Origin of the sequence: Maribacter sp. ACAM166 (assembly GCF_005771495.1) — a bacterium.
Taxonomy (GTDB): Bacteria; Bacteroidota; Bacteroidia; order Flavobacteriales; family Flavobacteriaceae; genus Maribacter.
In genome coordinates, this window is sequence record NZ_VAUW01000002.1 from 100391 (window position 1) to 115402 (window position 15012).

Genomic DNA, 15012 nt, shown 5'->3' on the forward strand with positions numbered 1-15012 from the left:
AACGCTCTAAATATTGGAAAGAATCAATGATTCAAAAAAACCACCCTCTAGTTACACAAACCACTCAATCTAACTAAAATGAATTTTATAGAAGCACAAGAAGATATGCGTAAATCTTATTTTGGCGGTGGCCCAGGAGCTTTCGCTTCGGGCATTGTATGGCTTACCGCTGGAATTACCGCAGTAGTAAACACAGCACAAACAAGTGTGCTCATCTTCTTCTTTGGGGGAATGCTAATTCATCCAATGGGTATCATCCTATCCAAGGCCTTAAAGCGCTCTGGGAAACATAAAAAAGGGAATCCGTTATCAGCTCTCGCAGTAGAGAGTACTATCCTATTATTTATTGGACTATTCATAGCTTATTCGGTAGTACAAATTCGTCCTGATTGGTTTTTTTCAATTATGATTTTAATTATTGGTGGGCGGTACTTACTATTTTCTACAATTTATGGAATGCGCATGTACTGGGTATTTGGGGCAACATTAATTTTATCAGGAGTTGGTGGATTGCTTCTTAATCTACCATTTTATTTAATTGGTATAATTGGGGGAGTCATAGAAATCTTATTTTCATTGCTAATAATGTACTTTGAAAAAAAAAGGACATTATCTATTCCCAGATAGTGAACATACGCATATACAACCACGCTTTCCTCTTCTAATAATTCATTCATAATTGCCATGTTTAAACTACACCCTCGAAATCACAAATTTCATTTCCACTAACGAATAATTCAATGACTAACTCAAAACTGCCTTTTACTCATTTTTCATTGTTTCAAATATATAAATAGCACAGTTTTGTATTGTAATTTTACTATGATGAAAAAACTATATCTATTTCTCGGCATATGTCTGTTTGCCCAAGTTGGCGATGCGCAACAAAATGAATCTTTTGATTCGCTTTGGAAACAGGTTGAAAATTTGGAGGCCAACAATTCAACCAAGTCAGCCTTAAAATTAGTTGCTATTATAGCAACGAAAGCGCGACTCGAAAAAAACGAAGTTCACATCGTAAAGGCACTTCTCTATACATCGAAGTTCGCTTTGATTTTGGAGGAAGATGCTCAATTGAGTATTGTTAATGATTTTAAAGCTGCAGTATCATTAGCTGAAGGTGCAACTAAAAACATACTACACAGTTATTTAGCTTCTATTTATTGGCAATATTTTCAGCAAAATAGATACCAGTTTTACAATCGCACAACCACCGAAACAAAAATAGACACAGTTGATTTCAGAACTTGGGACTTAAGTACGCTATTTAACGAAATAGATTTTCATTTTCAAGCATCTCTAGAGAATCCAACAAAATTACAGAAATTACCCATTTCCCAATTCGATGTAATCTTAAACAACCATAAAAAATCTTTAGCGTTTAGACCAACATTATTCGATCTATTAGCGCATACTGCACTCAGCTTTTATACAACCAGTGAAAATAGCATACAAGAACCAATAGATGCCTTTGAAATTGACACTACAGATGTATTGTGTGAAGCATACCCATTCAGCTTCCTGAATTTTGATAACCAGAATACTACATCGCTACAATCAAAAGCCTTAAAAATATACCAGCAACTAGTTTCCTTTCACTTCGGAAACCTTGAACTGCAACCATTAGTATTAGTTGATATTGAACGTTTACTTTTTACCTATCAATTTGCCACATTTGCTGACAAGGACAATGTATTTTTTGAAGTACTTCAAAATTCGGCAGAAGGCATTAAAAATAGTCCACTCTCAGGTCTTTACACCTATGAGATAGCCTATCGATATCAACAAATGGGGCTATCGTACAACCCTAAAACCAACACCGAACATCAGTGGAAATTGAAAGAAGCTACTGCCTTATGTGATAAGGTCATTGCAGCATTTCCTGAAAGTTTAGCTGCAGATAAATGCAGAGCACTAAAATCTCAAATAGTATCTCCTTCCGTTCAATTACTGGCCGAAAATCACATCCCAAATAATGCTATTAGTCGTTTGCTAATTGATTATAAGAATTATGAACATCTAACATTAACCGCTTATAAAATCTCACAACAAGAATTAAAAGAACTGAACGAAGTATATCCCGAAGCAAAAAAGCAATCATTCCTTAAAAATTTACCCATTGCAAAAACATGGACTGCAACTCTTAAAACCGAAAGCGATTATCAGTCACATAATACCGAAATTTTTATGCCTGCATTGGCTAATGGATATTACGCCATTGTAGCTAATTCAATAGCTAAAGATGATTCATTCTTTAGTTACACAACAGTACAGGCAACAGATTTTGCAGTTAGTGAGACGCAAACGGATACACACCAAATCTATCAAGTACTAGATCGCACGAACGGTAAACCTATTACGAATGCTGAGGTAATCTTTAGTTATCGTAAAAACTATAATGCCCCATTAAAGCGTGAAACTTTTACTACCGATACACAAGGGAATATTTCTATTGAAAAAAATGAGGATTCTTGGAGCAGTATTGATATCACCATCAAAAAAGATAAGCACATAGCTTTTTTTGACAATTACTATATAAATAGAAGCTATGCGCAAAATACGGACACAATTGATAACGCATGTTTTCTATTTACGGACCGCAGTATCTACAGACCCGGTCAGCCGCTTTATTTTAAAGGCATTGCAGTACGACAAGAAAATGGAAAATCGAGTCTGTTGGAGAAGACCAAGGTACATGTTGACCTCCTTGATGTTAACGGGCAAGAGGTAGGAAACCAATCGTTTAGCACCAATGAATTTGGTTCGTTTTCAGGAGAATTTATATTGCCAGCAAGTGGTCTTACCGGTATATTTTCTATGAATGTCTATTCAGACGAGATTGATTTAGACGGCTATACAAGCTTTTCTATTGAAGAATATAAACGCCCGAAATTTGAGACTTCTATTGAATCAATTTCAGAAACTTACAGAATCAATGACAGCGTAAAAGTTACAGGAAAAGCAACTGCCTATGCAGGTAGTTCTATTTCTGATGCTAACGTAGTATACCGTGTAAAGAGAATTACAAATCTACCTAGATGGAAGTATTGGTCAAGACCATTTTTTAATGACACACCACAAGAAATAGCACACGGCGAAACCAAAACCGATGCTTCTGGTACTTATGAGATAAAATTTAAAGCATTACCGGATACAAGTATCAAGAAAGCTAATCTGCCAACGTTCAATTATGAAGTAACGGCCGATGTAACGGATATCAATGGAGAAACGCATAGCACTACGACAAATATCTTTGTCGGGTACCACGCCTTAAAGATACACTTGGTAGTTGCAGAAACAATCGACAAGAACGCAAAGGATACTAAATTAAGTATTGCAAGTACCAATTTGAATGGTGAATTTGTAGCTGCAACTGGTCGTATTAAAGTATATAAGTTACAAGCACCAGAACATGTTGTGCGCCCTAGAAAATGGCCTGCTCCAGATTATCCAGGATTTACAAAAGAGCACTTCAAAGAACTGTATCCACATGATGCTTTCATAGATGAAGACGATCCGGTTAACTGGGAGAAAGGTAAAATGGTTTGGAAAACATCCTTTGATACTGGAAAAGCTTCTGAGGTAACTTTTGGGAAGATGAAGAACTGGAGTTCTGGTAAATATATAATGGAATTAGAATCAGAAGATACATTCGGGCAAACCGTAAAAGATGTTGCACTAATTACCTTGACAGGGAATGAAGACGAACTAGCGGATAATCAATTATTTCAAATTAAAACGGACAAAAGCGACTATTCGATTGGTGACCAAGCTAAAATCACCTTTCTTTCTAACGCTAAACATTTAAACATTACGGTAACCGTTGAAAAAGCACATAGCGTAGTAGATTCGATGCTAATTACATTGAACAACAATTCTAAAACAATTACGGTACCTGTAACCGATAAAGATTTAGGTGGCTTTGCAATCAACTACAGTTATGCTTTTCATAATTATTTTCAATCACAAAGCCAAGATATTCATGTGCCCTACCCTAACAACAACGTACAGATTGAAACACGTACGTTTAGAGATAAGTTAGCACCTGGCACAGAAGAAACATGGTCCTTTAAAATAAAAGGACCTAAAGGAAATCAAGTAGCGGCCGAACTCTTGGCGAGTATGTACGATGCGTCGTTAGATCAATTTAAAGGACATTTATGGAGCTTTAATCCCTTAAGTAAGCCTTCGTATTACTCTACCAGAACAACAAATGCTTATAACAGTTTTTCTGAAAGCAATTTCTATACCTATCAAAACTATGGCGGTTCTAGTTACACACCACTATCGTTCGATTCGTTCAATTGGTTTGGGCTTCACTTTGGTTATACTGGAATGTTTTATGAATCAAGATCAAAAAAAATGGTAAGTTCAGCTGCGCCAATGGCTTCAGAAATAATGGAAGACTCTGCAGCCTTAGAAGAGGTTCTAATTACTGGTTCAAGTATTTCAGCAGAAAAAGAGCAGGATAGAAATTCACCAAACGAAACAGAAAAAACAGATTTTGATTCGGTTACCATTCGCAAGAATCTTCAAGAAACTGCATTTTTCTTTCCTCAACTTCAAACGGATAAAGAGGGTAATGTAAACTTTAGTTTTACAACTCCGGAGGCATTGACCCGATGGAATGTACAACTACTCGCCCATAATAAGAACGTAGAAAGTTCCATTAAAAACCTCAGCACGGTAACTCAAAAAGAATTGATGGTGATACCGAACGCACCTCGTTTTTTAAGGGAAGGTGATGAAATCATCATCAGCACTAAAATCTCCAATTTAACTAAAAAGGCACTTTCTGGTCAAGCTAAAATAGAATTGGTAGATGCCGTGACCGGGTTAGATATTTTGGGTGGACTGATTGACAGTCTTGCCGGAAAAATGACTTATCCTATTAATGAACGACCTTTTGAAGTAGACTCCATGGGGAATACCCAAGTTTCATGGCACTTAAAAATACCCGAAGGGCTACAATCGGTTCAATATAAAATTGTGGCAAAAGCAGGTGACTTTGGTGATGGGGAACAAAATATGTTACCTGTATTAACGAACCGAACCTTAGTGACCGAATCAATGCCAATGTGGGTTCGCAGTAATCAGACCAAGACGTTTACGTTAGATAAATTGAAGAACCTACCCATCGGCGCCGCTCAAGGAACATTGAAGCACCATAAGTTGACTTTGGAAATCACCTCCAATCCGGCATGGTATGCAGTACAGGCACTACCCTATTTAATGGAGTATCCGTACGAATGCAATGAACAAACATTTTCAAAATATTACGCAAATACGGTAGCGAGCCATATTGTCAATAGCAACCCAAGAATTAAAGAGGTATTCGAACAATGGGCACATTCTGATGCATTGTTGAGTAATTTTGAAAAAAATGAGGAATTAAAATCCTTGTTAATTCAAGAAACACCGTGGTTGCGTGACGCCCAATCTGAAAGTGAACAGAAGAAACGCATTGGGTTATTGTTCAACTTGAACAAGATGCAGAACGAGCAAGAAGCAGCTTTATCTAAATTAAGACAAAATCAAAAAGCAAGCGGTGCATGGCCTTGGTTTAATGGTGGGCCAGATAATCGATACATTACCCAACATATAGTTACTGGTTTGGGGCACTTAAATTTCTTGAATGTTCCTTCGGATAAGCTCAATAGCCAATCAGAAACGAGTAGCAATCAATCTATAATGCTTAAAAATGCTTTAGCATACCTTGAGGATGAGTTCGTTAAGACCTACGAGCATATGAAAAAACATAGCTCAAACATAAGCGAAGATCATTTGAGTAGTGTACAGGTTCAGTTCTTGTATATGCGAAGCTTTTTCAAGGAGTATAAGACTTCACAAAAAGTAAATGAAGCTACTAAATATTATAAAAGGCAGTCTCAAAAATATTGGATGAACCAAGGGTTATACGAACAAGGAATGTTGGCTTTGACTCTGCACCGTATGGATGATACTAAAACAGCCAATACGATACTACGCTCATTAGAAGAGAATAGCATTACCAGTGAAGAACTAGGTATGTATTGGAAGAAAAACACGAGTTCGTTTAATTGGTATCAGGCTCCAATAGAAACCCAATCACTATTGATAGCCGCATTTTCTGAAATACATCCAACAGATCTAAAAACTATTGATAACCTTAAAGTTTGGCTACTAAAAAACAAGCAGACAAATCAATGGAGCACTACTAAGGCAACCACAGAAGCTGTTTATGCGTTATTACTGCAAGGTAGTGACTGGTTATCGGTTACCGATGCCGTAGATGTTTTGGTAGGAGGACAGAAAATAGACCCATCCATATTAGAAGAGGTAAAAACAGAAGCCGGAACAGGTTATTTTAAAACGTCTTGGAATAGAACTGAAGTACAACCTCGAATGGGTGAAGTACAAATCAGCAAGAAAGGAAAGGGTATTGCTTGGGGCGCTCTATACTGGCAATATTTTGAGGATTTGGATAACATCACACGTGCAGAAACCCCTTTAAAATTGAAGAAAAAATTATTTCTTAAAAAGAATACGGAGACGGGTGAATTAATTTCAGAAATCACAGCGGACACAGCATTAAAAGTTGGAGACCTTGTTCGGGTTCGAATCGAATTAAAATCGGACCGGGATATGGAATTTGTACATATGAAAGATATGCGCGCCGCAAGTTTTGAGCCTATTAACGTGATATCACACTATAAATGGCAAGATGGTTTAGGCTATTATGAAAGCACTAAAGATGCAAGTACAAATTTCTTTTTTGACTATGTACCTAAAGGTGTATATGTGTTCGAATATGATGTTCGGGTTAATAATGCCGGTGTGTTCAGTAATGGTATCACAACCATACAAAGTATGTATGCCCCAGAATTCAGTAGCCATAGTGAAGGTGTACGCATTGCTGTTGAAAGTAACTAGTTTAATACGTTAGGCTGAACGTAAATCCGTGAATTTCCCTTGGGTAAGCTTCTCGGTATGTTCTCGCTTGGAATAAAAAAGGCATGTGAAATTTCATGTCCGATTACCGCTCCAATACCCCCATAATTGACAGCTCATCTGCAGTATAATTATAAAAACGAGGTTGTAGAATAGCAGCCGGAAAAACGATTTCATTGTTAAGTGGATTAAAATAAGCATTGACTGTTTATGGAGACAAACTCCATTCTGTTTTATCAACAGGCTCCCCTATTTCAGCATAATTCTTTACGTGACCCCACGTATCTACCGCAGACATATTTTCAAAATAGGATTTATCCAAAGAAACATCCATAGTCGCGTAATCTTACCATTTATCTGGATAGGCAATTTTTACGGTGAACGTATCCAACTTCTCTATGGCCTTGGTTTTGGTCTCCTCTCCCTTCCAGTCCAATTTCGCTATGAGCACTTTATAAGCCTCAATAACATTGGCAATCATATTCTCTACCTTTGCCTTTGCCACAGGCGGAAATTTAGCATCTACATACAACTTATCCAAAGCTTCACAAACCGTACCGTTTACGGTGGATAATGCATGCTCATCAGCTGGACGTTGTTCCTTTGCACCACGTAAATTTTTACTGTAAAACTACCAACTAGCAGTTTCGATATCTTAGTAAGTTTACCTGTAGCATTGTTGACTGTATCTCAATTGATTTATCATCTTGTTCCAAATAGAAATCCCGAGCTGGAAGTCCCAATCCATTAGCTTCTATATAAACAGCGTTCATACTGCTATTATTCAAATTTGTCCCAGCACCTATACTTAAAAATGGAAAAGAAACAACAGGATTCGTAGCCAATATAGTATGTAGGTCCTTTAAGTTTTTAACTGAAGTAATAGCTTCCAAAGCAGGTTTATTTATTAACGCAGTCTCTAATTTTGTATCAAATATGGCCAAAGCATTGGCTTGAGCTGTATCTGCAGTAGAGTTACCACTTTCTTTGGCCGTTGCAATATGTTAAAAACATTGTTATCATTAGATTAACAAAGTACACTAAAGCCACCTCAACTCGTTCTATCATCTAGAATTTCAGTAAATTTCATACAATTCCCATTCACGTAGTTGTAGAAATCTGATTTGGGATTCAAAGTGGTATCCATATTCGCTAAAACGGTACCTGCTATTTCTTCTACTTCAGCGGTAGATTTAGCCTCTTCTTTACAAGACGTTAAAGCCACCAAACCAGCAGCAAGTAAATAGATTTTATGATTTTGATTGATCAATACAAATCTATTGACTAGCTAAGACGATTTGTTTGAATTTTGTTACAAACAATAAAAGGATGGAATCTAATGACTGAAAAAAATCAATACATAATAAATAGAAAAAGGTAAAGTATCAAAACGTGATTAATTACGTTTCGCAGGAGGATATTTACTGAACATTTCCGCCACCAATATCTGTAGCTTTTCTTCTTTTTCACGTGGAGCATCTGCTTCACGAAAAGAGCTTTCGCTCAAGGCTTGCCAAATTAGTAGGTCTTTATTGGCATCTACAAAGTCTAATTGAATCTCACGCCTAAGTTTCGGGCTACCAACGGGTATACCGATAGAAACGCCACCACCCAAGGAACCGCCACCGCCACCTAGACCAACGCCTACATTGTTCCCAGGTTGTGACCTAAACACGGAACTCGTTATATTAATAAATACGTCTGGTTCTTCAGCGAACATAAATCCTTTTTCACTCAAAGAAGCATCCATGGCATCTAATAGCCTTTTCTCGTCCAATTCACTCAGACCAGTTTCCATATCGTCAAAATAGTTATAAGTAGTATACGAACTAAAATCGGTCTGATTATCATAGTCATAACTGACCTTTGCCGCTCCGCAGGATGTTAGAAGAATAAGTATAACACTAAAAAGGAAAAATCTCATGATATTGTCTTTCTTTAAAATTAAAGAAAATTAAAGCTTAAAACGTGATTTTAAGAAGGTATTCGACTAAGCGTTAAGCATTTCCCAAAGCTTATCTTTTAATTCTATTATGCCCATTTGAGCTACCGATGATATAAACATAAATGGCGTATCATTAAATTCGGTATTTAATTCAGTCCTCATTTCGTCCATTAACTCATCATCTAACATATCACTTTTAGAAATACATATCAAACGCTCTTTATCCAATAATTCTGGATTGTACCGTCTTAACTCATCGAGCAAAATCTCGTATTCCTTACTTATATCTTTACTATCTGCAGGTATAAGAAAGAGTAGGGTTGCATTACGTTCGATATGTCTTAAGAAATAATGACCTAATCCTTTGCCTTCTGCAGCACCCTCAATGATACCAGGAATATCTGCCATAACAAAACTCTTAAAATCGCGGTATTCCACGATTCCTAAGTTGGGTTTTAATGTTGTAAACTCATAATCTGCAATTTTAGGTTTTGCAGAAGTTATAACCGATAACAAGGTAGACTTACCCGCATTTGGAAAACCGACCAAGCCAACATCTGCCAATATCTTCAATTCCATTAAAAAGTCTCCCTCTAGCCCTTCAACACCGGGCTGTGCATACCTAGGGGTCTGATTGGTTGCGCTTCTAAAGTGCCAGTTTCCACGACCACCCATACCACCTTGCAAGATTATCTTTTCCTCACCATGCTCAGTAATTTCAAAAAGAACATCTTTTGTTTCTAAGTCTTTGACCACGGTACCCAACGGCACATCTAAATAGATATCTTCACCATCTGCCCCGGTACTACGGCTTTTACTACCATGCTCCCCGTGACCGGCTTTAAAATGTTTTTTGAACTTGAAATTAACCAAGGTCCATAGGTTTTCGTTGCCACGAATGAGAATATGACCACCTCGGCCACCATCACCACCATCGGGACCACCTTTGGTAATAAATTTTTCACGGTGTAGATGCACAGATCCCTTGCCTCCTTTTCCAGAAGTCAACCCCACTTTTACATAGTCTACAAAATTACCTTCGGTCATTGATTTTAGTTCAGTTCAGTTTCCTTAAAGTCCTATTCCAACTCTAGAGATTTGATGTTATTTTAAGTCTTCGATTACTTCTGTAAGTCGCTCGGTTATTTCTGCAATGGTACCAATTCCGTTTACGCTATGAAATTTACTCTGTGCCTCATAGAATTCCTTAACCGGAGTAGTTTTCTGGTTATACTCGTCGAAACGATTTCTAATTTTACTTACATCTTGATCATCACTACGCCCACTTATTTTGCCACGCTCTAACAGACGTTCTATCAAAACTTCATCGTTGGCCTCTAAAGCGACGGTCGCATGAATCGCCATATCTTTTGATTCCAAGAAATTATCTAACGCTTCTGCTTGCGCCGCAGTTCTTGGGAAACCATCAAATATAAAACCATCCGCATCCTGATTTTTCTCTACTTCTTCTTGCAGCATCTGTATGGTAACCTCATCAGGTACTAAATCACCTTTATCCATATACGATTTAGCTAAAGTTCCTAGCGCTGTTCCATTCTTGATATTGTATCTAAACACATCTCCGGTAGAAATATGTTTTAGGTTGTACTTCTCTTTTAGAAATTCTGCTTGCGTGCCCTTGCCGGCTCCCGGCTTACCAAAGAGTACAAGATTGATCATATGTTTTTGGTTTAGTTGGTATACTTCTTTTAAATTTCTTCCTTGTTCTTTATAATCTAGACCGTACCCTACAATAAAATTATCTGGTATGGCCAAACCAAAATAATCAATGGCATATTCACCCTTATAAATATCTGGCTTATAGAATAGACTTGCTATTTTGAATTCTTTTACATTGGTCTTTGAAAACAGATGAACCAATTGTTGTAAAGTTCGCCCGGTATCTATAATATCCTCTAAAATAATAATACTACGCCCTTCTATATTCTCTGGTAAGTCCAATAAAGTTTCTACAATACCTGTCGTGGTTAAGCCTTGGTAAGAACTTAACTTTACAAATGAAACTTCACATGGGTGTTGATATGCTTTCAAGAAATCTGAAACGAACATAAATGCACCGTTCAAAACGCCAACAAAAATTGGAGTCTCGTCTTTATAATCCGCAGCAATTTTATCAGCGACGGTTTTAACGGCCTGTTGAATTTCTAATTCGCTTAGAAAAGGTTTAAAAAACTTGTCGTGAATTTGTATCAATTTTCTTAAATTATCAAGGTTTGCAAAGATAAGGTATTGCCTTGTGTTTTTAATTAGAAAGGAATTGGTTTCTAAGTTTTAACCGTATTTTTGTGGGACTTAAGGCGTTTTTTTAACTGCTAAAAGCAATATTTATATGGATTACTTTTCATCAAATTTTAAATTAGGGATATTAGGCGGTGGCCAACTAGGTAAAATGATGCTCTACGAAACACGCAAATGGGATATTTTCACCAAAGTTTTAGACAATGCTGCCGAAGCTCCAGGTCGTATGTCTTGTAATGAATTTGTACAAGGTAGCCTTCTCGATTTTGATACCGTTTATAACTTCGGGAGAGACGTTGATGTCCTTACCATCGAAATAGAAAATGTAAACCTAGATGCTTTAGAGAAGTTAGAAGCTGAAGGCGTAAAGGTATTTCCACAGCCAAAAGCCTTACGAATTATTCAAAATAAGGCAAAACAAAAACTGTTTTACATAGACAATAATATTCCCACTGCAGATTTTCAACGTTTTGCTTATTTGAGTGAAATTGAGGATTGTATAGAAAACGGTGCGTTACAACTACCATTCATTTGGAAGGTCGCACAATTTGGGTATGATGGCCAAGGGGTAAAAGTCGTTAGAAGCTTAGAAGATTTAAAAGGACTACCTGCAGGAGAATGTATTGCAGAAACCATGATTCCGTTTAAAAATGAATTAGCGGTAATTGTCTCTAGAAATTCAAAGGGTGAAATAAAAACCTATCCCGTAGTTGAGATGGAATTTCACCCAGAAGCCAATCAAGTGGAGTATGTTATTTGCCCAGCTCGTATTGAAGATAGAGTAGCCGAAAAAGCTAGATCATTAGCGTTGAATGTTGCCGAAAAGATCGGACTTACCGGCTTATTGGCCGTTGAAATGTTCCAGACCAAAGACGACGAAATACTAGTAAACGAGGTAGCGCCAAGACCACACAACAGTGGGCATTATAGTATAGAAGCCAGTTACACAAATCAATTTGAGCAACACATACGTAGCATTCTTGGGCTTCCACTAGGAAGCACCGATAGCAAAGTTGCAGGAGTAATGGTTAACCTAGTTGGAGCAGAAGGCTATACAGGAAACGTGGTTTATGAAAATATTTCAGAGATTATGGCCATGGAAGGCGTAACCCCACACATTTATGGAAAGGCACAAACAAGACCCTTTCGCAAAATGGGTCACGTAACCATTGTAAATAATGATTTAGCCAAGGCAAGAGCGATTGCCCAAAAAGTAAAGGAAACGATTCAAGTGATTTCAAAATAAAAAACATGAGCAAAGTAGCCGTAGTAATGGGAAGTACTAGTGACATGCCCGTAATGCAAGAAGCCATAGATATTTTAAAAGGTTTTGATATAGAAGTAGATGTAGATATAGTATCTGCACACAGAACTCCAGAGAAGCTTTTCGATTTTAGTAAAAACGCACATACTAATGGTTATTCGGTTATTATAGCCGGAGCCGGTGGTGCAGCACATTTACCTGGCATGGTTGCATCAATGTCTCCCTTACCCGTTATAGGCGTACCCGTAAAAAGCAGTAATTCTATTGACGGATGGGATTCTATCTTATCTATTCTTCAAATGCCTGGAGGCGTACCCGTTGCAACTGTAGCGCTTAATGGAGCAAAAAATGCAGGTATTCTAGCCGCACAGATTATTGGAAGTTCTGATAAATGTGTTTTAGACAAGATTATTATATACAAAGAAGGCCTTAAACAGAAAGTTATTGACGGCGCAAAAGAAGTGAACGGCAAAAAGTAGTTGACAGTTGACAGTTGACAGTTGACAGTGAAATTGAGTTTTCTAAACCATTAGAAAATCAATCTAAAAAAATTTAAAAATTTATGAGTAACCCTTTATTATCCCAATTCGACACTGCACCCTTTTCACAAATAAAAAACGAACATTTTAAACCTGCATTTTTACAGTCCATTGAAGATGCTAGACAAGAAATCGATGCTATAACCTCAACTAAAGAAGCGCCTACTTTTGAAAACACCATTGAGGCCTTGGAGTTTTCTGGTCAGCAATTAGATCGTATATCAAGCGTGTTCTTTAATTTGAATTCTGCCGAAACGAATGAAGAGATACAAAAAATTGCCCAAGAAGTTTCTCCCTTACTGTCAGAATTCAGTAATGACATTACGTTGAACGAAGCATTATTCAAAAGAGTAAAATCAATTCATGAGCAAAAAGGTGGTTTGGATTTAACGGTAGAGCAACAAACCTTGTTAGATAAAAAATACAAAAGCTTTAGTCGCAACGGAGCCAATTTATCTGAAGAAAAAAAGACTCGTTTACGGGAAATAGATGCTACGCTAGCAAAATTAAATTTGACTTTTGGCGAAAATGTTCTGGCTGAAACAAATAAATACCAATTACACCTAACGGATGAAGCTGATTTGGACGGATTACCGGAAGGTGAAAAAGAGGCTGCAGCACAATTAGCTACTTCTAAAGGAAAAGAGGACGGCTGGATGATTACATTAGATTACCCCAGCTATATTCCTTTCATGAAATATGCAAAAAACAGAACGTTACGCAAAGAGCTTTCAATGGCATTTGGCAGTAAAGCTTTTCATAACGATGCTTTGGATAACCAAGAAAATGTACTTGAAATCACAACGCTACGTTATGATCGGGCCAATCTTTTAGGATATAAAACCCATGCTCATTTTGTATTGGAAGAACGCATGGCCGAGACGCCCGAGAAAGTACATTCGTTTTTGAAAGAACTACTTGATAAAGCAAAGCCTGCGGCAGAACGCGAATTTCTGCAGTTAGAACGTTTCGCTAAAAAACTGGACGGTATTGACCGATTAGAGAAATGGGATAGTAGTTTTTATTCCGAGAAATTAAAGCAAAAACTGTTTGATTTAGACGATGAGAAATTGAAGCCTTATTTTAAACTAGAGAATGTAATTAACGGCGTTTTCAAAGTAGCCGAGAACTTATTCGATATGCACTTTGAAGAAGTGAACGATATTGATAAATACCACGAAGAGGTTAAGACCTATAAAGTTTACGACACCGATAAAAATTTCATTTCTTTATTTTATGCAGATTTCCACCCACGAGCAGGCAAGCGTGGCGGTGCATGGATGACGACCTTTAAATCGCAATGGAAAAAGAATGGTAAAAATGTACGTCCACATATATCAAATGTGTGCAATTTCACCCCTTCCACAAAAAGCAAGCCTTCTTTATTAACCTTTAATGAAGTCACCACGCTATTTCATGAATTTGGACATGGGCTTCATGGCATGCTTGGAAACACGACCTACCCTAGTCTATCAGGAACTTCCGTGTTCTGGGATTTTGTAGAATTGCCAAGTCAGATAATGGAAAATTGGTGCTATGAAAAAGAAGCCCTTGAATTGTTTGCCAAGCATTACAAAACTGGCGAAATCATCCCCATGGAACTTGTACAGAAAATTAAAGAGTCAGCCACATTTCAAGAAGGAATGCAAACGCTTCGCCAATTAAGTTTTGGATTATTGGATATGTCATGGCATGGAGTTGACCCGACAAATATCACGAACGTTAAGCAGCATGAGGACGAAGCATTTAAAAACACAAAACTTTTCCCTGATACTACAGAAACTTGCATGAGTACTGCATTCTCCCACATTTTCCAAGGTGGATATTCCTCTGGATATTATAGCTACAAGTGGGCTGAAGTTCTAGATGCCGATGCCTTTGCATATTTTAAAGAAAACGGCATTTTCAATAAAGAGGTTGCAACAAAATTCAAGGATAATGTGCTTTCTAAAGGTGGCACAGAAAATCCGATGGTACTCTATAAGAGGTTTAGAGGAGCTGAACCTAAGGTTGAGGCCTTATTGGAACGAGCGGGACTACTTTAGACTACAAATTACATGACCGAACATAGAATA

Annotated in this window: 9 protein-coding genes and 2 pseudogenes; 5 read left to right on the top strand and 6 right to left on the bottom strand. The window is 37.4% G+C overall.

The window, feature by feature from the left end:
- The first annotated feature begins 78 nt into the window (after positions 1-78).
- A complete protein-coding gene (locus ES765_RS01845; protein WP_138110894.1) occupies positions 79-627 on the top strand; it encodes a DUF7010 family protein in 549 nt (182 codons plus the stop codon).
- Positions 628-822: 195 nt separating this feature from the next.
- Positions 823-6912 carry an alpha-2-macroglobulin family protein gene (locus ES765_RS01850; RefSeq protein ID WP_317131384.1) on the top strand — a complete coding sequence of 2030 codons (6090 nt, stop codon included), beginning with the start codon at positions 823-825 and terminating at the stop codon, positions 6910-6912.
- Positions 6913-6989: 77 nt separating this feature from the next.
- On the opposite strand, the pseudogene ES765_RS22825 reads toward ES765_RS01850, so the two are convergent.
- The 6 genes and pseudogenes from ES765_RS22825 to ES765_RS01880 all read right to left on the bottom strand — a co-directional run.
- Positions 6990-7617 (bottom strand): annotated as a pseudogene (locus tag ES765_RS22825) (M13-type metalloendopeptidase); the annotation flags it as partial.
- A gap of 50 nt (positions 7618-7667) precedes the next feature.
- A pseudogene (locus ES765_RS22215) lies at positions 7668-7874 on the bottom strand (M13 family peptidase); the annotation flags it as partial.
- A gap of 107 nt (positions 7875-7981) precedes the next feature.
- Positions 7982-8200 carry a hypothetical protein gene (locus tag ES765_RS22220; protein WP_138110896.1) on the bottom strand — a complete coding sequence of 73 codons (219 nt, stop codon included), beginning with the start codon at positions 8198-8200 and terminating at the stop codon, positions 7982-7984.
- Positions 8201-8326: 126 nt separating this feature from the next.
- Positions 8327-8854, bottom strand: coding sequence for a DUF4136 domain-containing protein (locus ES765_RS01870; RefSeq protein WP_138110897.1), 528 nt, complete (start codon positions 8852-8854; stop codon positions 8327-8329).
- A gap of 66 nt (positions 8855-8920) precedes the next feature.
- Positions 8921-9922, bottom strand: coding sequence for a GTPase ObgE (gene obgE / locus ES765_RS01875; protein ID WP_138110898.1), 1002 nt, complete (start codon positions 9920-9922; stop codon positions 8921-8923).
- 57 nt (positions 9923-9979) lie between these two features.
- Positions 9980-11089, bottom strand: coding sequence for an adenylate kinase (locus ES765_RS01880; protein WP_138110899.1), 1110 nt, complete (start codon positions 11087-11089; stop codon positions 9980-9982).
- 136 nt (positions 11090-11225) lie between these two features.
- Here ES765_RS01880 and ES765_RS01885 point away from each other — a divergent pair, with 136 nt between their 5' ends.
- From ES765_RS01885 to ES765_RS01895, 3 genes are all read left to right on the top strand, one after another.
- Complete coding sequence (locus ES765_RS01885; RefSeq protein WP_138110900.1) at positions 11226-12380, top strand: 5-(carboxyamino)imidazole ribonucleotide synthase; 1155 nt, start codon at positions 11226-11228, stop codon at positions 12378-12380.
- A 5-nt stretch (positions 12381-12385) separates the two neighbouring features.
- Positions 12386-12877 (top strand): 5-(carboxyamino)imidazole ribonucleotide mutase, encoded by a 492-nt coding sequence (gene purE, locus ES765_RS01890; protein ID WP_138110901.1) that lies wholly within the window; start codon positions 12386-12388, stop codon positions 12875-12877.
- Between the two features lie 83 nt (positions 12878-12960).
- Positions 12961-14982 (top strand): M3 family metallopeptidase, encoded by a 2022-nt coding sequence (locus ES765_RS01895; protein ID WP_138110902.1) that lies wholly within the window; start codon positions 12961-12963, stop codon positions 14980-14982.
- Positions 14983-15012 lie beyond the last annotated feature (30 nt).

Bases quoted from the DNA above. Each gene is read 5' to 3' on its own strand.
- ES765_RS01850 (WP_317131384.1), top strand. From the start codon at position 823: ATGATGAAAAAACTATATCTATTTCTCGGCATATGTCTGTTTGCCCAA.
- ES765_RS01885 (WP_138110900.1), top strand. From the start codon at position 11,226: ATGGATTACTTTTCATCAAATTTTAAATTAGGGATATTAGGCGGTGGC.
- ES765_RS01845 (WP_138110894.1), top strand. From the start codon at position 79: ATGAATTTTATAGAAGCACAAGAAGATATGCGTAAATCTTATTTTGGC.
- purE (WP_138110901.1), top strand. From the start codon at position 12,386: ATGAGCAAAGTAGCCGTAGTAATGGGAAGTACTAGTGACATGCCCGTA.
- ES765_RS01870 (WP_138110897.1), bottom strand. From the start codon at position 8,854: ATGAGATTTTTCCTTTTTAGTGTTATACTTATTCTTCTAACATCCTGC.
- ES765_RS01895 (WP_138110902.1), top strand. From the start codon at position 12,961: ATGAGTAACCCTTTATTATCCCAATTCGACACTGCACCCTTTTCACAA.
- obgE (WP_138110898.1), bottom strand. From the start codon at position 9,922: ATGACCGAAGGTAATTTTGTAGACTATGTAAAAGTGGGGTTGACTTCT.